The 20,019-nt window shown below is 49.8% G+C and carries 16 protein-coding genes; 5 read left to right on the forward strand and 11 right to left on the reverse strand.

Features of this window, described 5'->3' with window-relative positions:
* Position 1 precedes the first annotated feature (1 nt).
* From B152_RS0114125 to B152_RS0114135, 3 genes are all read left to right on the forward strand, one after another.
* Positions 2 to 430: a universal stress protein gene (locus B152_RS0114125; RefSeq protein ID WP_020593083.1), complete on the forward strand. Its 429-nt coding sequence runs from the start codon at positions 2 to 4 to the stop codon at positions 428 to 430.
* A 489-nt stretch (positions 431 to 919) separates the two neighbouring features.
* On the forward strand, positions 920 to 2,695 hold the full coding sequence (gene xsc, locus B152_RS0114130) for a sulfoacetaldehyde acetyltransferase (protein WP_020593084.1): 1,776 nt from the start codon (positions 920 to 922) through the stop codon (positions 2,693 to 2,695).
* A 196-nt stretch (positions 2,696 to 2,891) separates the two neighbouring features.
* Positions 2,892 to 3,296: a DoxX family protein gene (locus B152_RS0114135; protein WP_026261567.1), complete on the forward strand. Its 405-nt coding sequence runs from the start codon at positions 2,892 to 2,894 to the stop codon at positions 3,294 to 3,296.
* Between the two features lie 86 nt (positions 3,297 to 3,382).
* Here the strand turns inward: B152_RS0114135 and B152_RS0114140 are convergent, their stop codons facing one another.
* Positions 3,383 to 4,621 carry a multidrug effflux MFS transporter gene (locus B152_RS0114140; protein ID WP_051083063.1) on the reverse strand — a complete coding sequence of 413 codons (1,239 nt, stop codon included), beginning with the start codon at positions 4,619 to 4,621 and terminating at the stop codon, positions 3,383 to 3,385.
* Between the two features lie 117 nt (positions 4,622 to 4,738).
* The gene (locus tag B152_RS0114145) at positions 4,739 to 5,680 is read right to left on the reverse strand and encodes a LysR substrate-binding domain-containing protein (RefSeq protein ID WP_020593087.1); all 942 of its coding nucleotides are present in this window, start codon (positions 5,678 to 5,680) and stop codon (positions 4,739 to 4,741) included.
* A gap of 172 nt (positions 5,681 to 5,852) precedes the next feature.
* Between B152_RS0114145 and betC the strand changes: the two genes are divergently transcribed.
* Positions 5,853 to 7,370, forward strand: a complete 1,518-nt coding sequence (gene betC / locus B152_RS0114150; RefSeq protein WP_020593088.1) for a choline-sulfatase — start codon at positions 5,853 to 5,855, stop codon at positions 7,368 to 7,370.
* 230 nt (positions 7,371 to 7,600) lie between these two features.
* On the forward strand, positions 7,601 to 8,494 hold the full coding sequence (locus B152_RS25455; RefSeq protein WP_157231091.1) for an ATP-binding protein: 894 nt from the start codon (positions 7,601 to 7,603) through the stop codon (positions 8,492 to 8,494).
* A 67-nt stretch (positions 8,495 to 8,561) separates the two neighbouring features.
* Here the strand turns inward: B152_RS25455 and B152_RS23820 are convergent, their stop codons facing one another.
* From B152_RS23820 to B152_RS0114200, 9 genes are all read right to left on the reverse strand, one after another.
* Positions 8,562 to 9,755 (reverse strand): PP2C family protein-serine/threonine phosphatase, encoded by a 1,194-nt coding sequence (locus tag B152_RS23820; protein WP_020593090.1) that lies wholly within the window; start codon positions 9,753 to 9,755, stop codon positions 8,562 to 8,564.
* A gap of 69 nt (positions 9,756 to 9,824) precedes the next feature.
* Positions 9,825 to 10,133, reverse strand: coding sequence for an STAS domain-containing protein (locus tag B152_RS0114165; protein WP_020593091.1), 309 nt, complete (start codon positions 10,131 to 10,133; stop codon positions 9,825 to 9,827).
* A gap of 19 nt (positions 10,134 to 10,152) precedes the next feature.
* Positions 10,153 to 11,250: a methyl-accepting chemotaxis protein gene (locus B152_RS0114170; protein ID WP_020593092.1), complete on the reverse strand. Its 1,098-nt coding sequence runs from the start codon at positions 11,248 to 11,250 to the stop codon at positions 10,153 to 10,155.
* Between the two features lie 62 nt (positions 11,251 to 11,312).
* A complete protein-coding gene (locus B152_RS0114175) occupies positions 11,313 to 12,380 on the reverse strand; it encodes a protein-glutamate methylesterase/protein-glutamine glutaminase (RefSeq protein WP_026261569.1) in 1,068 nt (355 codons plus the stop codon).
* Between the two features lie 13 nt (positions 12,381 to 12,393).
* On the reverse strand, positions 12,394 to 12,921 hold the full coding sequence (locus B152_RS23825; RefSeq protein ID WP_157231092.1) for a chemoreceptor glutamine deamidase CheD: 528 nt from the start codon (positions 12,919 to 12,921) through the stop codon (positions 12,394 to 12,396).
* A 143-nt stretch (positions 12,922 to 13,064) separates the two neighbouring features.
* On the reverse strand, positions 13,065 to 13,913 hold the full coding sequence (locus B152_RS0114185) for a CheR family methyltransferase (RefSeq protein WP_020593095.1): 849 nt from the start codon (positions 13,911 to 13,913) through the stop codon (positions 13,065 to 13,067).
* Positions 13,914 to 13,984: 71 nt separating this feature from the next.
* Positions 13,985 to 17,065, reverse strand: a complete 3,081-nt coding sequence (locus B152_RS26555; protein ID WP_020593096.1) for a methyl-accepting chemotaxis protein — start codon at positions 17,063 to 17,065, stop codon at positions 13,985 to 13,987.
* 44 nt (positions 17,066 to 17,109) lie between these two features.
* Complete coding sequence (locus B152_RS0114195) at positions 17,110 to 17,670, reverse strand: chemotaxis protein CheW (RefSeq protein ID WP_020593097.1); 561 nt, start codon at positions 17,668 to 17,670, stop codon at positions 17,110 to 17,112.
* The gene (locus tag B152_RS0114200) at positions 17,670 to 19,907 is read right to left on the reverse strand and encodes a chemotaxis protein CheA (RefSeq protein ID WP_020593098.1); all 2,238 of its coding nucleotides are present in this window, start codon (positions 19,905 to 19,907) and stop codon (positions 17,670 to 17,672) included. Before B152_RS0114200 ends, B152_RS0114195 begins: the two co-directional genes overlap by 1 nt.
* Positions 19,908 to 20,019: the final 112 nt, after the last annotated feature.

A 20,019-nucleotide genomic window follows, 5' to 3' on the forward strand; every position in this document is an offset into this window, starting at 1 on the left:
GATGTTTAAACATATCCTATTGGCTGTTGATCTTCAGCAGGCGGATAGCTGGGACAAAGCTTTGCCAGCCGGGGTTGAATATGCCAATGCATTTGGCTCGACCTTGCATGTGATGACGGTGGTGCCGAATTTTGGCAGCAGCATTGTCAGCTCATTCTTTCCTAAAGATCATGAGGAAAAGGTGATGCAGAGTGCAACAAATGCCCTGAAGGCTTTTGTCATGGAGCATATCCCGAGCAAGATCAAGGTGCAGCATATCGTTGGCCACGGGAATGCCTATGAAGAAATTCTCAGAGTGGCCGATGAGATCAACTGTGATGTGATTATCATGGGGGCTCATCGTCCAAGAATGGAAGACTATCTGCTGGGTCCGAACGCTGCGCGGGTGATGCGCCATGCAAAGTGTTCGGTTCTGGTGGTGCGAAACTAGATGCTTCTGTTCTGATCCTGGCGGGGTGATACAAAAAAATCCGCTGAAGATGTTGTATGGATTATAATAGGGGGCTGTCTCAACTGAGACGGCCTCCCTATTTTTGTTGGGCCGTCTCGTCTGAAACATGTCTGAAGTAATAGAAAAGCGTTCTTTTTTCTGATCAAAAACAACCATTTTCGGAACGATTTTCTTGAGTGAAATATCTGGTCTCATTGATCCAACGATCTGGACCTATGCGCCTGGCAATTTTGTTGCTTTTGTGAAGAGGTGATGAGTTGCAGGTGGTCGCAGTACAGGGCGAAGAGCGGCTCGGATGAGCCGGTGCCAACCAGACGCGGCAGTGCAAAGGTTACCGATTATTGAAATCGGCTGTTCTGATAATGCAGCCTCAAGGCGACAGAATGAAAATAACGGCTCAAACGGCCGAAACGGGTGAGAATTTTCTTGGTTCGAAGAGAAGAATTTTTAGGCAAGGGATTACGTAAGATGAAAATGACGACAGAAGAGGCTTTTGTAAAAGTCCTGCAGATGCACGGCATCCAGCACGGGTTCGGAATTATCGGTTCGGCTTTTATGCCGATTTCGGATCTCTTCCCTAAGGCAGGAATCAAGTTCTGGGATGTGGCCCATGAAACGAATGGCGGCATGATTTGTGATGGTTATACCCGCACGACCGGAAAAATAGCCATGTGTATTGCCCAGAATGGACCCGGGATTACCGGTTTTGTCACGCCGATCAAGACAGCCTACTGGAACCATACGCCCATGTTGCTGGTCACGCCCCAGGCTGCAAACAAGACAATTGGCCAGGGTGGATTTCAGGAAGTAGAGCAGATGGCCCTCTTCAGGGATATGGTCTGTTATCAGGAAGAAGTGCGCGACCCTTCCCGTATGGCTGAAGTGCTGAACCGTGTGATTGAAAAGGCGATCCGGGGATCTGCCCCTGCCCAGATCAACGTGCCGCGTGATCTCTGGACCAAGGTAATCGACATTGAACTGCCGCAACGGGTCAAGATTGAACGCCCGGCAGGAGGGGCAACGGCGATTGCCGAGGCTGCAAAATTGCTTTCTGAAGCAAAGTTCCCGGTCATTCTGTCCGGCGCGGGCGTGGTGATTGGGAATGCAATTCCTGATTGCCAGGCTTTGGCTGAGCGACTGGATGCACCAGTTGCCAGCGGCTATCAACACAATGACAGCTTTCCGGGTAGCCACCCGCTGGCTTGCGGTCCCTTGGGATATAATGGGTCCAAGGCGGCAATGGAGCTGATTTCCAAAGCTGATGTCGTTCTGGCGCTGGGAACGCGACTCAATCCTTTTTCAACCCTTCCCGGATACGGCATCGATTACTGGCCAAAACAGGCGAGCATCATCCAGGTGGATATCAATGCGGATCGTATTGGCCTTACCAAAAAAGTGACTGTCGGTATCTGCGGGGATGCAAAGCTGGTGGCGCAGCAGATCCTGGCCCAGTTGAGCCCGGCAGCGGGGGATAAGGGGCGCGAGGAGCGCAAGGCGCTGATCCACCACACAAAGTCTTCCTGGCTCCAGACACTCAGCAGTATGGACCATGAAGATGATGATCCGGGGACCAGTTGGAATGCGGACTCCCGCAAGCGGGATGCAGACCGGATGTCGCCGCGCATGGCCTGGCGGGCGATACAGGATGGTCTGCCAAAAGAAGCGATTATTTCGAGCGATATCGGGAACAACTGTGCAATTGGAAATGCCTATCCGACTTTTGAGCAGGGACGTAAATATCTGGCACCGGGGCTTTTTGGTCCCTGTGGGTATGGTTTTCCTTCTATCATCGGCGCAAAGATCGGCTGCCCTGATACTCCGGTGGTCGGCTTTGCTGGCGATGGTGCCTTTGGTATCAGCATGAATGAAATGACCTCAGTTGGCCGGGAAGAGTGGCCTGCTGTCACGATGGTGATTTTCCGCAACTATCAATGGGGAGCAGAAAAGCGCAATACGACCCTGTGGTATGACAACAATTTTGTTGGTACCGAACTCGATCCACACCTTAGTTATGCGAAGGTTGCGGAGGGTTGTGGGCTGAAAGGGGTTACGGTCAGAACCCAGGCTGAATTGACGTCTGCCCTGAAAGAGGCCTGTGCTGCCCAAAGTAGTGGGGTGACGACCTTTATCGAGGTGATTCTCAATCAGGAACTGGGTGAACCTTTCCGTCGGGATGCGATGACCAAGCCCGTGCAAGTGGCCGGAATTGACCCTGCTGATATGCAGCCGCAGCAAGGGATCTGACGTTCTGACAGGAGCGTCTTTATTCAAGAAAGAGAGCCATTTCCTCTGGGGTGGCTCTCTTTTTTTTGTGAATATAATCAGATCCTGGATACCCAAAATTATCGCGTTCTTTCTTTTCAGAGCAGGCCGAGACAGCATTACTGGAATTTATTCCGGATTTCTGTCATGCTCAGCGCGAAACAACATGGGGGCAACAATGCTTAGCATTTTCAATAATCCTGCTTTTGGTCTTTTATTGCTTCGTCTCACACTCGGGGGGCTGATGATTTTTCATGGCTTCGCCAAGGTTGGTAATCCGGGGAGTCTTGATTTTATTGGGGGCAAACTTCTGGAATTTGGTTTGCCGGGTTTTATCGCCTATGGCGTATTTCTTGGAGAGGTTCTTGGCCCTGTTCTCATAATCTTCGGTGTGTTTTCGCGATTGGGGGCATTGCTTGTCGCGGGAAATATGGTCTTTGCCCTAATCCTGGTTCACTCGGACCAGTTTGCCAATTTCACCAAAAGTGGCGGTTGGGAACTCGAATTGCAGGGTTTCTTCCTGATGACGGCCCTGGTGCTGCTCTTTACAGGCAGCGGTCGTTACGCAATCAAGCCTGATTGATCTTGCTGGTCATTCACAGCTGGTGATGCTTCACAAGGGCCTCCGGGAGATATTCCGAAGGCCCTTGTGCTTTCTGGGGTTCATGGTCAATGGGGTGTCGGTTGTGAACTGACTGTGTTGGCGCTTTTGCGCTCGACCCAGAATACGATCATCAGTGAAATCAGCCCAAGTATTGCAAAAGAAGAAACCAGCGGCAGAACGGTCCCATTGTAGCTTTGGCCAATGGCAACTCCGATTGCCATACAGATGAAAGTTGTGACGGAGCCGATAATAGCAGAGGCTATCCCGGCAATCTTGCCCAGAGGTTCCATTGCCAGGGCATTAAAATTGCTGAAAAGCAGGCCGATACAAAAGAAACTTGTGGTCATGTAAGCCATGAAACCCCAGAGCGGTGGAGAGGTCTGGCTCAGGGCGACCATGAGCGAGAAGCCCAGGGCCAATATTGTCATGGCCACCAACGCGGTTTGTGAGAGCTTGCGCATGCCGTGTTTGACGACCAGTTTTGCGTTCACAAAAGAGGCGATGCCGATAGAAAGGGCCAGGACGGCAAAATACAGCGGGAAAAGATCCGTGATGAGGTAAATGTCCTGGAAAATCTGCTGGGCGCTGCTGAGATAACCAACAAAAGCGCCAAAAACAACACCGGCGGCAATCATGTAGGAGAGGGATTGGCGATTGGTCAGAATAATTTTGATACTGTTCCAGATATGAGTTCGGGAAAAGGGGCTGCGGTTTTCTGGTAGGAGTGTTTCCGGTTGACGCAGGGCGAACCAGACCAGAGCAATGCCGCCGAGAAGGCAGAAGCTGTAGAAGATGCTGTGCCATTGCGCCAGATGAAGGATCATCTGCCCGAGTGCCGGGGCAATTGTCGGAACGAGAATAAATACAGCCATGATAAAAGACATGATCCGGGCCATGGCCCGCCCCTCATATTGATCACGGATCAGGGCGATGCTGATGGTTCTGGGGCCTGATGCTCCGATCCCCTGCAAGAGGCGTCCTGTGAGCATGAATGTGAAGTCCGTCGCAAGAGCCGAGATCACAGATCCAGCTATAAATATCACGAGGCCAAGATAAATGGCTGGTTTGCGCCCGTAACTGTCCGAGAGCGGCCCAAAAAGGATTTGGCCGCTGGCAAGGCCCAGAAAAAGAACGCCGATCATCAGCTGTGCATCATTGGAATTTTCGAGCCCAAGGTCTCGTCCTATAAGGGGGAGTGCAGGCAAAATGGCGTCAATCGATAAGGCAACCAGAGACATCAACAAAGCCATAAGGGGAATAAATTCTCCGGCCTTGATCGGTTGTATTTCGCGCGCTTGTTTCATGACGGACCACTTGTTTTCAGGAAATGCAGCTTTTGTCATACGCGCCGAAAAGCGGTTCAACAAGTCAGGATTTGGCTTTGATGTGTTCTGTTCGCCCCTTCTGTCACAAAACGATGATTATTGTTGGGCAATCCAGTTGTAAACAGCTTCGACATTGGACCCTGTCGCTTTGCGGCGATAGAGAATATAGGCGCGATTGCTTTTAACTGTGCCGGGACAGGCAGGAACGAGTTGACCGCTTTCAAGGAAATGATCAATCAGTCCATGCCACCCCAGCGCGACACCCTGGTGATCGAGAGCCGCTTGTAAAACCAGTGCGTAGTTGCTGAGGCTTGTGGGTGCCCGAGTTTTTGACCCAAGAATGTCCTGGCTTTGAAGCCAGCTGTCCCAGTTGTGCCAGGGAGCCTCCGGTGCGGCGGAAAGATTGAGAAGGGGGAGTTTCAGCAAGTCGTGGGGGCTGTTGATCGGCCCGTGTTTTTCCAGAAATAAAGGGCTGCAGACCGCGAGGACTTCTTCGGGAAAGAGGACCTTGTTTGTCGGTGTACTTTCTGGTGGTGTCGCAAGAGCAATGATCAAATCACTTTCGATGTCCGAAGAGAGGATCGTCACCTGTGCTGGATCTTTCGCAAGTGCGTCAGAAGGGGTTTGGGAAGTGAATACCTGGATGTCGAGATCCTGGAACTGGTCGCGAAGCCGCGGCAATCTGGGGAGCAGCCAATGAGAGGCGAAGGCAAAATCGGTGCTGATCCGAACGCGGGTGGTGGTTCTTTCGTTTTCTATCGAACGGAAGACCTGGAGCAGGTCGTTGAAATTCTCCCGGGATGTTGCGTGAAGAGCCTGCCCTGCACGAGTGAGGGTTATTCCGCGATTTTGTCGATGAAAAAGCGGCTCGCCGATATAGACCTCAAGGCGTTTGATCTTCTGGCTCAGAGCGGGTTGAGTCAGGCGTAACAGCCCGGCTGCTTTGGTCAGGCTTCCCTGTCGGGCAGCAGTGTCAAAGGCGTGCAGATCTGAAAGATGATGATGTAGCTTGTTCTGTATATTATTTATGTCAGACATGAAAATTTTCGATCTGTTGCCTGTTTTTTCTTTGGTGTAGGTTTGTTGAAGATAAAATATTTTATGTGATTAGGCAATTGAGGCGTGAAGTCATGTTGTTTCCGGTTATGCGGAATGCCGCCATGATATGCTGCAGTGTCTGATGAGAGATTATCTGGTGAGAGGAAGTTTTATGAGTAGCAAGCCCAATATTCTGATTATCATGGTTGACCAGCTGAATGGTACTTTCTTTCCTGATGGCCCGGCTGATTTTCTGCATGCCCCGCATTTGCGGGCTCTGGCAGAACAGTCACTGCGTTTTAAAAACAACTATACGGCCAGCCCCCTCTGTGCGCCGGGTCGTGCCTCCTTTATGTCCGGGCAGTTGCCTTCCCGGACCCGCGTTTATGACAATGCAGCTGAATACGCATCTGATATTCCGACCTATGCCCATCATCTCCGGCGGGCGGGTTATTACACCTGTCTGAGTGGCAAGATGCATTTTGTCGGACCGGACCAGCTACACGGATTTGAAGATCGCCTGACAACAGATATCTATCCGGCGGATTTTGGCTGGACACCGGATTACCGCAAGCCGGGAGAGCGTATTGACTGGTGGTATCACAATCTGGGTTCGGTTACCGGGGCCGGGGTTGCTGAGATCTCGAACCAGATGGAATACGATGATGAAGTGGCTTATCACGCCCAGCAGAAACTCTATCAGCTGGCCCGAAATCAGGATGAACGTCCCTGGTGTCTGACAGCCAGCTTTACCCATCCACACGACCCCTATGTCGCCCGGCGTAAATTCTGGGATCTTTATGAGGACTGTGCGTATCTTTCTCCTGAATTCCCTCATATCGCTTATGAGGATCAGGACCCTCATTCACAGCGGCTTTACAAAGCCAATGACTATAAAAAATTTGATATCACGGATGAAAATATCCGGCGATCCCGCCAGGCGTATTTTGCCAACATATCCTATCTTGATGAAAAGGTCGGGCAGCTACTTGATGTGCTGGAGCGCTGCAGAATGCGTGAGAACACGATTATTGTTTTCTGTTCGGACCATGGTGACATGCTTGGAGAACGCGGCCTGTGGTTCAAGATGAATTTTTATGAAGGCTCCAGCCGGGTGCCCTTGATGATTTCAGGCCCGGGAGTAACACCAGTCCTGATTGATGCACCAGTTTCTAATCTGGATATCACTCCGACTCTCGCAGCTCTTGCCGGTGTGGATCTGTCAGAAGTCCTGCCCTGGACAGATGGTGAATCCCTGCTGCCCTTGGGCAAGGGCGAAGAGCGGTCCAGCCCCGTTTATATGGAGTATGCCGCTGAGGGGTCTTATGCCCCGATGGTTTCCATTCGGGAGGGAAAATATAAATTTAATCATTGTGAACTCGATCCTCCCCAGTTGTTTGATCTGGAAGCTGATCCTGGAGAGCAGAGTAATCTGGCCGCACTTCCGCAATGGCAAGAGTTGGTCGAAAATTTTATGCTGAAGGTCAGATCCCGCTGGGATATGGCGTTGTTTGATGCTCAGGTCCGGGAAAATCAGGCGCGACGATGGGTTGTGTATGAGGCATTGCGTAATGGAGGTTATTTCCCCTGGGACTTCCAGCCACTGCAAAAAGCTTCGGAAAAATATATGCGTAATCATATGGACCTTAATACTCTGGAGGAGAAGGCCAGATACCCTAGAGGTGAATAAAAATAAGGTTTTGTGAGGGTGGAAAGAGAAGTCATGGGCGTCTCATGCGAGATGCCCGTGACTATTTCTGCTGGAGTGTGGTAAGGTTTTTGTAAAGGTTATGCAGAGGCAATAACACTTTTAAGTAGAATTCAGTCAGAAAGAAAGCCTAGGATATCCTAAGATTATCTGTGCCGGGCAGAAGATCACAGCCTGGCAGCTTAAGTTGAATAGATGGAGAGTATGGGGACGTGGGATCACAGCGAATATTGCTTCTTGATCATGATGAAAAGACGCTTCGTGATGTTTCACAAATACTGAGTGAAAAAAATCTGCAAGTGGTCACAGCTGAATGTCCTGATGAGGTTATTTTTGATTCCCTTGCTGAAACATCGCCTGTGAGCCTGATCCTGGTCTCTGATGATTTTGACCGGGAAATTTTGATGACGTCATCTTTGCTGGGTGGCGGTAATGAAAAACTTAAACAAAAGATTCCAATAATTGTGATGTCCCGGCACGGGAAGCGGAAACCGGCCTTTGAACGGCTTCTGGGGAGCTGCTTTCATATTATCTATAAGCCTCTGGTACCTCAGAATCTTTGTTCTGCCGTTATGGCAGGGCTGGAGCAGTACAGCAATGTCAGGGAGCTGTTGCTGCAGCTGGAGCGACGCTCTTCTGCTATCGGGCTGATCACATCTGGCACCTTTGAGTTTCGTCGCCCGGAACAGGCCCGGAATCTGACAACCATGCTGGCGATTGCCAGCCCTTCTGCGGAAAGAGTCGTTATTGGTTTAAGCGAGTTGCTGCATAACGCCATTGAACACGGGAATCTTGAGATCGGCTATGCTTTGAAAACCGAACTGCTCAGAAACGGCAATTTACATGAGGAAATTGAAAAGCGTCTGGCAACCGTCCCCTACAAAGACAGACTGGTTACATTGTCGTTCGAACGTCGTGAAAAAGAAGCTATATTCATCGTTACGGACGAAGGAGCGGGTTTTGATTGGCGGAAATATCTGTCTCTTGATGATGATCGTCTTACAGAAGCGCATGGCCGGGGCATAGCTTTCGCCTCGATGATGGCTTTTTCAGAGCTGAATTATAATGAGAAGGGGAACCAGGTCACCGCCAAAATGGTGATCTGAGGTACTGCCAGACCCAGAGTTTCCCGGGCACTCTTTGCTGATCAGGGACTTGTATGAAGAGGTGTTTCTAGTCGAGATAATCAAAGCTGACAGCTGTGAGGTCATCTTTGAGAAGATGCCTTTTATGTTCATAAAAATCCTTCATGACCTGATCCAGGAGATTTTTGTTCCCCAAAGAGGAGGACAGATTTTTGACCTTGTCCAGCAAGAGGTCACCTTCGAGGTATGTACCATTTTTCATCTGGGTTTCGGTTAAGGCATCGCTATAGCAAAAGAGGAAATTGTCTTTTGAAAAGGTGATCTTCCTGGTTTCATAACTTGCTTTCTCGCTTATCCCAAGCGGGAGGCCAGAGGTGTCGAGATATTCAACGCTATCCGGGCTAGTCCACGTTCCATAAATCGGCTGGGGGGCGGCAGCGGCAGCGTAATAAAGCGTATTTTCTTCGCGTGAAATGATGCCGATCATCATTGTAGCAAACTGACCAGTGGGAAGAATTCTGCAGAGGTCCAGATTGACCCGTTCGAGGATTGAGCAGGGGTTATCCCAGTCGTGATCGATGTTATACATCAGGGTATGCAGGCGGACGGTGTTGAGCGCGGAAACAACTCCATGGCCGGAAAAATCAGCGATATAAAATCCCAATGAGCCGTTCTTCAAGGGCTCTACCCGCCAAAAATCTCCGCCGAGTTCTGATGAGGGTTCACAAACCGAGGCTATGCTTACCTGAAAACGCGCCTTGATCTCGGCGAGGAACTGGGGCGAGGGCAGCAAGTTTTGCTGGACATCTTTTGCCATAGCCAGCTCATCGGCAACACGGTTGAGGTACCGCTCCTGTTTTTCGGCAAGAACAAGGTTCTGGAGATGCAATTTTGTTCGGGCGACGAGCTCCTGCGGATAGACGGGCTTGGTAATCAGGTCGCTAGCCCCGACAGCAAAGGCTTTGAGGCGTTCGCCCTGATTATCCATTGCTGTCTGAATAATAATGGGGATAGAGGCTGTATCCTCGATTTGACGGGCCAACCTGCAAACCTCCATGCCATCCATAATGGGCATCATAAGATCGAGAATGATCAGATCGGGGGGGGTGGCCGCAATTACGGACATGGCTTCCATACCATTTTCAGCCATGGTGATATTGGTAAAACCTGCTTTCTTTAAAATTGAAAAGAGCAGAACGCAAAGCGACTTTGCATCATCTACAACCAGAATTCTTCGGTTGAGAATGTCTTCTAGAGGAACCTTTTCAATACTGGCAGGCAAAGGTTATGTCCTAAGGTAATAAAATCTTGGGGATGCCCGGGATGTTTTCGACAAGGCACCGAGATTTATTTATTCATCAACTACCTGAATAAGCGTTTCGAGCTTTACCAGCTTGAACATGGTTTTGACGCGCTCTCTAGGGTTGCTGATCCGAAACGTCCAATCCTCGCTCTGGGCTCTTTCCTGGGCGACCAGAAACATGCCCAAGCCAGCAGAATCAACATAATCCACGTTGGCGAGGTCAACCTGAATGGTCTGTGCGCCTGTTTTGACAGCCTCGTCGATCATGCTCCTGAAAGTCGGATGATCACTGAAAGTAAACTCACCTTTCATAATGCATTTCACATTTTTTTTGTCGGGCAGAAGAGAATAATCCATGATGTTCGTATCTCCGGTTCTAGAATAGTTCTATATCATCATCGTCGGTGGCGGCTTGATCGCTTTCCGAGTTGTCTTCTGTGCTCTCAATATCTTCATCATACAGCGCATGCATGATAAATCTCTCACGCATTTCGCTGAGATTGAAGCCATTAATCAGGGTGTTCAGCCATTCCCGGTCAAGTTCGGGTGTGATGTCTTCGCCCATGGTTTCTTCTGTTCGTCTGATCATGTCCTCATTGGCTTTTATCATAACCTGAAAGGCATCGAGGAGATGTGCCAGGCGTTGACTGGTGCGATCCTGAAACTGCATTCCTGTAACCATTTCAGAGATTTTCCTGGTTATCGCGTCTGAGCTTTCTGCTGATTGAGATATGGTGGCACTGAACTCTTTGTTCCGCTCAAGCATACTGCTCAAGATTTTATCGATTGTGTCCTTGGCCAAAATGTTTTCCGACAGATCTATTGAAGTAACGTTCTCAAGAGTTGTTCGCGTTTCGGCCAGACTGTTGGAGACGTTTGAAATTTCTTCTTGTATTTTTGTTGAGAGTTCTTTCACCGATTGAGACAACTCGCGTACGCCGTCGGCAACGACGGAAAATCCAGCACCGGCAGCACCGGCTCGCATTGCTTCGATCTTGGCATTCAACGCAAGAAGGTTGGTTTTCTTGTTAACCTTTTCGATGTCATTCACCCTATTCTGTACCTTCCCAACGTAGGCAAGAAGGTCTTCAAGGGAGTAAGTCATGCTCATGCCGTGTTTGGAAATGCGTAAAATCTGGTCGACAACAGCGGTAAGGTTACTTTCCAGGGTCTTGAGAACTTCACCAAGGGGAACATTTTTACCGTCCACAAGGACATTGCCTGCGGTTTCAACGATACTATTCAACTCTTTGGCCTGTTGCCGGGAATAGGTAGCAAGCTCGCGAAAGTTTTGTGAAAGCTCATCTGTACTTGTCTCAACCAGTGACGAGGCGACTTCAACCTCTTTTGTAAGGGCACGAAAGGTTCTTCTTTGCACATCAGACAAGCCCACCCAAAGGGTCAGAAGCTGATGCATGTCTTCGACCTCCTGTCCGGAGGTGTCGCCTAATTGCACTTTTGCTGTCATTGCCATTTTTCTTCTCCGGGGCCCGAGGGGTGGTTCTTGAAACTGGTGCCTTCTGCCCTTCGTAATGTTTAGACTCGTATGTGTCTGTCTTGTTCACTTCCGCAGGCATTCAGTATTGCCTCTGCGATCAGGTGAAGCGGGAGCTGCTGTTCAACAGCTCCCATTTCAAAAGCTGCTTTGGGCATGCCATAGACAACAGAAGAACTTTCGTCCTGCCCGAAGGTTTTAGCGCCAGCCTGTCGGAGTTCCAGCAGGCCAGAGGCACCATCTTTGCCCATACCTGTCAGAATGACGCCGACTGCATTCTTGCCTGCTGCGTCCCGGGTAGAACTGAAGAGAACATCTACAGAAGGTCGGTGCCCTGAAACGGGAGGGGTGTCTGATAACTGACAGATATAGTTCGCCCCGGAGCGCTTGAGTTTCAGATGCTTGTTCCCAGGGGCAATATAGACATGACCCGGCAGTACCCGTTCATCCTGTCGCGCTTCACTGACTGAAACAGCACTGACTTTATTCAGGCGCTCGGCAAAGGTCTGGGTGAATTTTTCAGGCATATGTTGGGTTACCAGTACGGCAGGGCTGTTAGCCGGCAGACGGCATATAATTTCTCGTAAAGCCTCGACGCCGCCCGTAGATGCACCGATAGCAATAATTTTCTCTGTTGTAGAGAAACTAACGGGGGGCGGGAGATTGGATTTATCCAGAACGGAAGCTTTTTTTTGGAGAGCTTTTACGCGTGCACCTGCTGCCGATTTTACTTTTGAGATTAATTCGTCAGCACGTTTTTCTATACCTTTTTGCATTCCTAATTTGGGTTTAGGGAAAAAGTCAACAGCACCAAGCTCAAGGGCTGTTATCGTTGCTTCAGCTCCAGCCTGGGTAAGCGAAGACACCATCACGACAGGCATGGGCCGCAAGGTCATGATCTTTTCGAGAAAAGACAGGCCATCCATTTTTGGCATTTCGATGTCGAGTGTTATGACATCGGGAAGCAATTGTTTGATCATCTGCCGCGCCTGAAAGGGGTCGGCTGCGGTGCCGACAACGTGAATCCCTGGATCGCGTGACAGAAGGGCCTGTAACAGCTCCCGCATCAGAGCGGAGTCATCAACAATCAGTACCTTGGTTTGTTTCAAGTTTTTTTCCTGTTTAAAAAAGTTCAATACTGCCTTCGATTTTCTTATGGGTCAGGGTTGTGAGAAGTTCTTTTTCTGCTGTACGAACCTGGGCATTTGATGTCCGGTCGAGAAGCTTCATTTTGACAACACCTGTTCGAGGGAAATAAATAATCTTGCGTGCCTGCTCTCCGCCCAGATGTTCTGCATTCGGCGCGAGGTGTTCATTTTTAAGGTATCTTTGGACGAATTTGACGTTCTTTTGACCAACCTCATTCGAGGTGTCGAGTACATGCCCTCCCCCAAAAAGTTTGATTTCCAGCCGATTTTTGGCTCCGCCCATGGCTAGAACATCGTTCAGCAATGTTTCCATGGCGTGGTTGCCGTAACGCATTGCGGCATTGGCACCGCTCCATTGCCCGGTTTCGCTTTCGGGGAGCATGAAGTGATTCATGCCACCAACACCCAATGCTGTGTCACGAATACAGGCACTGACGCAGGATCCCAGAGTGGTGACCAGCATTTCATCTCTGCGGGCTGTCACATAATGCGTACCTGGCATGATTTTGACTGCGAAATGTTTAAACTGGGGGTCAAAAAATCGTTTGGGTTCTCCCTCGTGCGGATGTTTGAGATCTGTGTCATCTGAATAGAGATGATCCAAGCTGCCTGCTTTGTTTTTTATTGAAGGTATAATCGCCATAATCACACTCGCTGATGCACAGTCTGTCCAATAAGAACAAGACCAGAGTTGTTATCGGCTAGGCTCTCAGAATGGCCGATATACAGCCACCTCCCAGGCGAGAGCTTCCCGGAAAAGCGTTTGGTTAAAGCAAATTTGGTTTCCTGGTCAAAATAGATCATCACATTGCGACAGAAAATGGCATCAAACGGGCCTTTCATGGGCCAAGCTTCCATAAGGTTTAGTTGTTTGAAAGTGATGAGTTTCCGTAACTCGGGATTCATGACGCAATGGCTTTGAGAATACTTGCTGGTATAGCGGCTCTGAAATGTACGCGGCATGTCTTCGACCGACTTGTAACTGTATTCACCGCTCATCCCTATTTGGAGCATTTTGGTGTCGAGGTCGGTCGCCAGGATTTTGATGTCAATCGGGCCAGTTTTTTTCATGACCTCGTTCATGATGATGGCGATTGAATAGGGCTCTTCACCAGAAGAGCACCCCGCAGACCAGATCCGTAAGCGTTTTGAAAGGCCTTTGGCGTGTTGCTCATTTGTGATATCGAGACAGGCTTGATGAAGGTGTTTGAAATGATGGGATTCACGAAAAAACTTGGTCAGATTGGTCGTAATCGCATTGATCAACATACCAATTTCTGTGTTTCCCCTGTCTCCCTCAAGCAGATCGAGATATTCCTTGAAGGATGTTAGCCCCAGGCTACGTAAGCGGCGGGCAAGTCGGCCATAGACCATATCCTTTTTACTGTCTTTCAGGACGATGCCCGTCTGCTGATAAACCATAGCTGTCAAGGTTTTGAAGTCCTTTTCAGAGAAGGGAAACTCTCTTTCCCTCGGGGCTTGCGAAGCAGTCATTGTGAGCGCCTTGATAGATACATTGCGGTATGCCCCGAGCAGGGAGAAAGAGGGAGTATTCCCAAACAAAGTTAAAACTCAGACCAATCATCTCCATCCTGAATCGCTGCTCTGGCAGGAGCGGCTGATTTAAACACGGCGACTTTTTTCTGCGCCGTTCTTGGTGCTCCTGTGGCTTTGACCTCTTTCAATTTTCTGGGAGCGGATGCTTGTCCCTGATCAATCTTGAAGAAGGAAATCAATTTGGTCAGGGCTTCAGCCTGCTCTTCAAGGGATCTTGCGGAGGCAGAACTTTCTTCTACCAGAGCAGCGTTTTGTTGGGTCATTTCATCCATGGATGTAACAGCGGTATTGATTTCCTCGACACCTGAGGCCTGTTCACGGCTTGAAGCTGCAATTTCAGCAATGATATCTGCCACGCGTTTGGAAGAACCGACAATCTCGGCCAGTGTATCGCCGGTATTATTGACCAGGCTGACACCTTGTTTGACCTGATCGTTGGCTTCCATAATCAGGGTCTTGATATCTTTGGCTGCTTCACTTGACCGCTGGGCGAGTGTCCGGACTTCGGCGGCAACAACCGCAAAGCCTTTACCGGCTTCGCCCGCTCTTGCTGCCTCAACAGCAGCGTTGAGTGCGAGCAGGTTGGTTTGGAAGGCGATCTCGTCAATCACTCCGATGATATCGGATACTTTCTGTGAGGCCTGTTCGATGCCTGTGACAGCAATAACAGCCTGCTTGACGATCTCGCCGCCTTTCCCGGCAGTTTCGCAGGCATTGATTGCCAACTGGTTGGCCTGCTGTGCATTATCGGCATTCTGTTTGACGGTGGTTGACATTTCCTCCATCGATGCTGCTGTTTCCTCCAGACTGGATGCCTGGGCTTCTGTTCTTTGTGACAGGTCGATTGACCCGGCAGAAATTTCGGTAGAAGCACTGCCGATTTCGTCGGCGGAAGCGATGATCTCACTGACGGTTTGTGATAGACGCTGGGCTGTCTGGTTGACGTCTTGTTTCAGGGTTTCGTACATGCCCTTGTAGTCAGCGTTGATCTGATGTGTCAGGTCTCCACTGGATAGGGAGGCAAGAGCGTTGGCGACATCGTTGACAACATTGTTGACGTTCTTGTTCAAAGCGTTCAGGGCATCAGCCAGAGCGAGCATGAAGCCGACTTTCCCGTCTGTGGCCAGGGATTTGGTGAAATCGCCTTCAGAAATGGCATTGACCATGGAATCGACTTCGTTCTGGATTGCAAGCTCCTGGGTGATATCGCTCCATTCAACGACAGAGCCAAGTCGTTCCCCCTTTTCATTAACGATAGGATTGGCAATCAGTTTAAAACTTCGCCCGCCAATGGCAATCTGACTGCTATAGGTGGATTTCAGGGCCTCCAGTGCAGCCCGCTGATGAGCCGGGTTTTTGTGGAAGCGATCAATACTGCCACCAATAAGCGTGCTGGTGTTGAAATTTGGCAGTTCCTTGCGAATATCGGCTTCACCATTTCTCATCATGTCCATGACGGCTTCGTTCATGTAGATGATATTGAAGTCATTATCTGCGACCATGACATTGGCTGTACAACTGTCCAGGGCGACTTTGACCCGCATGTTTTCGGAGGCAATACGATCACTCTCTACTTGTAAAGCCAGCCTTTCGGTCATGTCGTCCCATTCGACAACAGTCCCCAGTCGATTACCTTTTTCATCGTTGATCGGGGCAGCAATCAGACCGAAGGTTCGCCCGCCGACTTCGATCCTGGTTTTGTAGACCGACGAAAGCTTTGATAGCATCCCGCGCTGATGTGCAGGGTTTTTATGGAAAGTATCGATGTTGGTGCCGATAAGCTTATTCGTATCCAGATTTGGCAGGTCTCTTTTGATGTCAGATTCGGCATTTTTCATCATCGCAACCATCGTTTCGTTCATGTAGATGATGTTCAAGTCGACATCGGCGACCATGACGTTGGCCTGGCAACTATCTAGCGCTGATTTGATACGGATATTATCAACGGCCTCGTTTCTGAAGGTGAAGACCGAATTACTGAGGACGCCGATTTCATCGCGTCGTTCCGTGTCAATATTTACCTGGGCGTCTCTGTCTGTGACCAAGGTCACGAGCTGGGCAACAGAGCGACTGATCCCGAGTGTTACAAAGACACCAAGCAGGATAGAGGCAACGATGAGAAGGATCGTTGCGACCAGAAAGATGGTTCTGGTATTGGCGGCAGCATTCTCTTGCTGGGTAACGTTTTCTGATAGCGTGGAGATTGCTGTCAAGCCGAGTTCATGTAGCAGCTCAATCCGCTCGGAGGCTACGTTGAAAAAATCGATACCGCTGATACCTTTTAAGTCAAATGTCTTAGGGTAGGCGGTCGCAACCGTTCGCATTTCCTGAATTCTGGTGACCGTAGACGAATTATTCAGGTTGCTGTAAGCATCTTTCAGGGGCTGGGTTGCGAAATTCAGAAAGACCCAGGTATAGGCTTCCTGCTCGCGGATGACGCTGGTGAAATTCCGGTAAGTATCAGTATCGAAAGATCCGGAAGTGAAGCCTTTGCTGCCCAGGTTACGTTCCTGTCCAGATTTTTCCTTGAGTTGAAGCAGGGCAATATAGGCTGTGATTTCGGCTGTAACACTTCCGCTTTTACTCAGGAGGGGCATTTCTGAGGTGACATTAATAAGATTTGCTATGAGATCGCTGTAATAGGCAGTTGATTCTTCAATAGTCATTTGCTGGCTGGATATGGCCGAGCGTTTGTTGTTCAGGTCTTGCAGCTGTGCCCGAACATTGTTCAGGGTTTGTGTCAGATTAACGCTATAATCTTTGGAGAGCAGGTTTGTAAGAGCCTGGTCCAGTTCAGGCTGGACCGTGTTGGTCAAGCGGCGTCTTTCATCCAGCCGTGCCATGAAATCTGCCGAGCCCTTGGAGTTTAGGTAACTTGCTGATGTCCCCCGTTCTGCTTGCAGATCGTGAATATAGGTACCGATTGTAGGCGCAGCGTCAACAATCCCGCGAAGCTCTGCCATGGCATTTGCGGTGTCATTTTTCTCCATGACCGTAAAGCCGGAATAGAACAGGAGACCGGCTATGGGGATCATAAGTGCTATGCCGAATTTAATTTTCATGGATAGATTGTTAAAAAAGCGACGCATTTTTCTCTCCGTTCTGCATCTCTGCATTCGTAACTTCTGGCCTGTCAGGCTTCTAGGGCACGTCCGGCTGTAACGCCGTCCTCAATGAGTTGTGTGTCGAAGAGGCGTTCTTCATTCAGCAGGGCAACCATGCGTTCATTGATGGTTACCAGGCCCGAGAGGTACTCTTCATCGATAAGGCGTTCCATTCGGGGTACCGCACGGATGTCGTTGAGGGGCACGGTCAAAATATCCGAGACAGTATCGACGAGGATGCCGACCATACGACTTTTGACGGCGATGATGACGATGACATGCATCTTGGTGGCGTCAGTTTGTCCCTGGCCAAAGCGGCATCGTAAATCAAATATCGGTACAATGACTCCGCGTAAGTTCAAGACACCCCGCATGTATTCCGGTGTGTTTGGCAAGAGTGTGGTTTCCACCCAGCCTTTGATTTCCCGAACGGACATAATATCCACGCCGTATTCTTGCTTGCCAATGGTGAAGGTGATGAACTGGATTTGTTCCTGAGCGGTAGCCGAACCCGAATAAACTTCAGGTATCCCCTCTGATGAAAGGGCGACGGGCATTTTTTCCTGAACCATGGGGCTGTTGCTTTCCATTAATTACACTCCGCTATTTCTGCTTCTCTTTGTTCTTCGATGGAATGAGTGCCAATGAGCGGAGGAGGCAGGGCTTCAGAAATGGGATGATAATCGTTCTGTTTTTCCTGGATGAGTTCGTTGATCTCTGCTTTTGCCATTGTATTCAGCCCATCAACATCGAGAATGAGGGCAACCTTGCCATTCCCAAGAATGGTCGCGGCTGAGATGCCCTCTACTGGGTCATAGTTTTCTTCGAGACTTTTGATAACGACTTGTTGCTGGCCGAGAAGTTCGTCGACCAGAATGCCAACCCGTCTGCCACCCTCAATTTCCGCAATGACGACCAGAGCTTTACTGGGGTCTTTTTCCGCGTCAGTAATCTTGAACAATTTATGTAGTTTGACCAGGCGTACGTATTCCCCTCGGATGGCTACGACGGTTGCGCCGTTGGAGAGGTGATGCAGGTCTTTGATGGCTGGACGCAGGCTTTCAATAATTGAGGTGAGGGAGATAACAAATTTCTCTCGACCAACAGAAACAATCATACCATCAAGGACAGCGAGAGTAAGAGGCAGGGACATGACAAATTTTGTGCCTTGTCCGGGGATGGACTGGACCGCAATCCTGCCTCCCAGGTTTGTGATGTTTCGGCGAACGACATCCATCCCGACCCCGCGGCCAGAAACATCGGTTACCTCATCAGCTGTCGAAAAACCGGGACTGAAAATCAGATCATCGATTTCTTCATCGCTTAAGGCCGAATCCGGGCTGATAACCCCTTTTTCGATGGCCTTGCTTCGTACTCTTTCCCGATTAATTCCCCGTCCGTCGTCAGTTACAATAATATGGATACGCCCGCTTCTGTGTTCTGCTGAAAGTGTCACTGTTGCTTTAGAGGGCTTGCCGACAGCCACACGAGCTTCTGCATTTTCCTCGATACCATGATCCAGTGAATTCCGGATCATGTGGATCAGTGGATCTGCGAGCTGTTCAATGACCGTTTTGTCGACTTCGGTATGTTCACCCAGGGTTACGAGTTCTACCTGCTTGTTCAGCTTGGTGGCCAATTCCCGGACCAGCCTTGGAATCCGGGAAAAAACTGATTTGACGGGCTGCATGCGAACGGCCATGACAGATTCCTGTATTTCACGGGTGTGCATGCCCAGGTCCTCAAAGCCTTTCGACATGTACTGAGCGAATTCAGGTGGCAGATTGTCGACCTGTTGCTTGAGCATGGCCTGGGTGATGACCAGTTCGCCAACCATGTTCACCAGACGATCAACCCGGTCCAGATCGACGCGGATTGAAGAAACCTTCGCTGCTGTGGGAGGAGCACCTGCAGGCTGCAATGGCCCAGGAATATTCTCCGGGGGCGGCGAAAGAGGAGCCGCTTTGCCTTCGGGAACTGGTGAGGTGGCGGGGACTTCAGGAGCGTCTGTGCTGCCTTGTGTGTGGGGGGGCTCATCAGAAGATGCTAAACCAGCGCTTGCTGGCTCAGGAGTAGCAACGGTGATTTCGAGTTCACAGTCATCCGTGACAAACTCGAAGACTTCCTCGACATCTGCGAGGGAGCGGTCTGTGACAAGCTCAAAAATCCATGAGAAGTACGCGATATCAGGCTCTATTTTCCTGATGTTGGGAAGATTTTCTGTGTTTACCGTTGTGCTCAGTTCTCCCAGTTGTTTCATTTCCCGGACCAGCAGGAGCGGTTCATTGGCATGCTGAAACAGCTGCGGCTTCGGTGAAAAGCGGATTGTATAGTGCGATTTGCGCGCGGGTGCAGGTTGCTCTTCTTGTTGGGGGGGCTCTTGGGACGAGGGGGGAGCCGGTTTTTCCTGTTGCTTGTGACTGCCGTCTTCGGCGAAGGATTTCAATTGATTGGTTATATCCAGAAGGTTTGAATCCGTAAGGGTTACACCATCCTGTGCCGCCTGAATGAGCCGGGTTAGAATGTCATTTGCAGCCAGTAACAGGGTTATAAGATCTTCGGTGATGGCTATTGTGCCCTGGCGCATTTTGTCCAGCAGGGTTTCATATATGTGGGCAAAACCGACCAGTTGATCAAAGCTGAAGGCGCCAGCGCCACCTTTAACAGAGTGAACGACACGAAAAATTGCATGAAGGTCCTCAACGTCAACGGCGTCGGGATGTTGCTGGAGGAGAGCCAGTCTGGTTTCTGCATCTATGAGCAGTTCTGCACATTCTTCAAAATAAGTGGCTTTAAACTGATCAAGATTGAATTCGTTGTTACTCACAACTCCCCCTTCACAAGTCTGTGCTAGCTGGTTACTCACCTGGCAGGTGTTATCGGGAAACTCCTTTGAACAAACTCACAAACTCATTGTATTAATTGGCCGCAAATGTTGA

Source organism: Kiloniella laminariae DSM 19542 (assembly GCF_000374005.1).
GTDB lineage: Bacteria > Pseudomonadota > Alphaproteobacteria > Kiloniellales > Kiloniellaceae > Kiloniella > Kiloniella laminariae.

What these genes read in the sequence shown, in the direction of transcription:
- B152_RS0114165 (WP_020593091.1), bottom strand. Translation starts at nt 10,133, where the DNA reads ATGGATTATTCTCTTCTGCCCGACAAAAAAAATGTGAAATGCATTATG.
- B152_RS0114135 (WP_026261567.1), top strand. Translation starts at nt 2,892, where the DNA reads ATGCTTAGCATTTTCAATAATCCTGCTTTTGGTCTTTTATTGCTTCGT.
- B152_RS0114195 (WP_020593097.1), bottom strand. Translation starts at nt 17,670, where the DNA reads ATGGAAAGCAACAGCCCCATGGTTCAGGAAAAAATGCCCGTCGCCCTT.
- B152_RS0114185 (WP_020593095.1), bottom strand. Translation starts at nt 13,913, where the DNA reads ATGACTGCTTCGCAAGCCCCGAGGGAAAGAGAGTTTCCCTTCTCTGAA.
- B152_RS23825 (WP_157231092.1), bottom strand. Translation starts at nt 12,921, where the DNA reads ATGCCAGGTACGCATTATGTGACAGCCCGCAGAGATGAAATGCTGGTC.
- B152_RS0114145 (WP_020593087.1), bottom strand. Translation starts at nt 5,680, where the DNA reads ATGTCTGACATAAATAATATACAGAACAAGCTACATCATCATCTTTCA.
- B152_RS0114170 (WP_020593092.1), bottom strand. Translation starts at nt 11,250, where the DNA reads ATGGCAATGACAGCAAAAGTGCAATTAGGCGACACCTCCGGACAGGAG.
- B152_RS0114125 (WP_020593083.1), top strand. Translation starts at nt 2, where the DNA reads ATGTTTAAACATATCCTATTGGCTGTTGATCTTCAGCAGGCGGATAGC.
- xsc (WP_020593084.1), top strand. Translation starts at nt 920, where the DNA reads ATGAAAATGACGACAGAAGAGGCTTTTGTAAAAGTCCTGCAGATGCAC.
- B152_RS0114140 (WP_051083063.1), bottom strand. Translation starts at nt 4,621, where the DNA reads ATGAAACAAGCGCGCGAAATACAACCGATCAAGGCCGGAGAATTTATT.
- betC (WP_020593088.1), top strand. Translation starts at nt 5,853, where the DNA reads ATGAGTAGCAAGCCCAATATTCTGATTATCATGGTTGACCAGCTGAAT.
- B152_RS26555 (WP_020593096.1), bottom strand. Translation starts at nt 17,065, where the DNA reads ATGCGTCGCTTTTTTAACAATCTATCCATGAAAATTAAATTCGGCATA.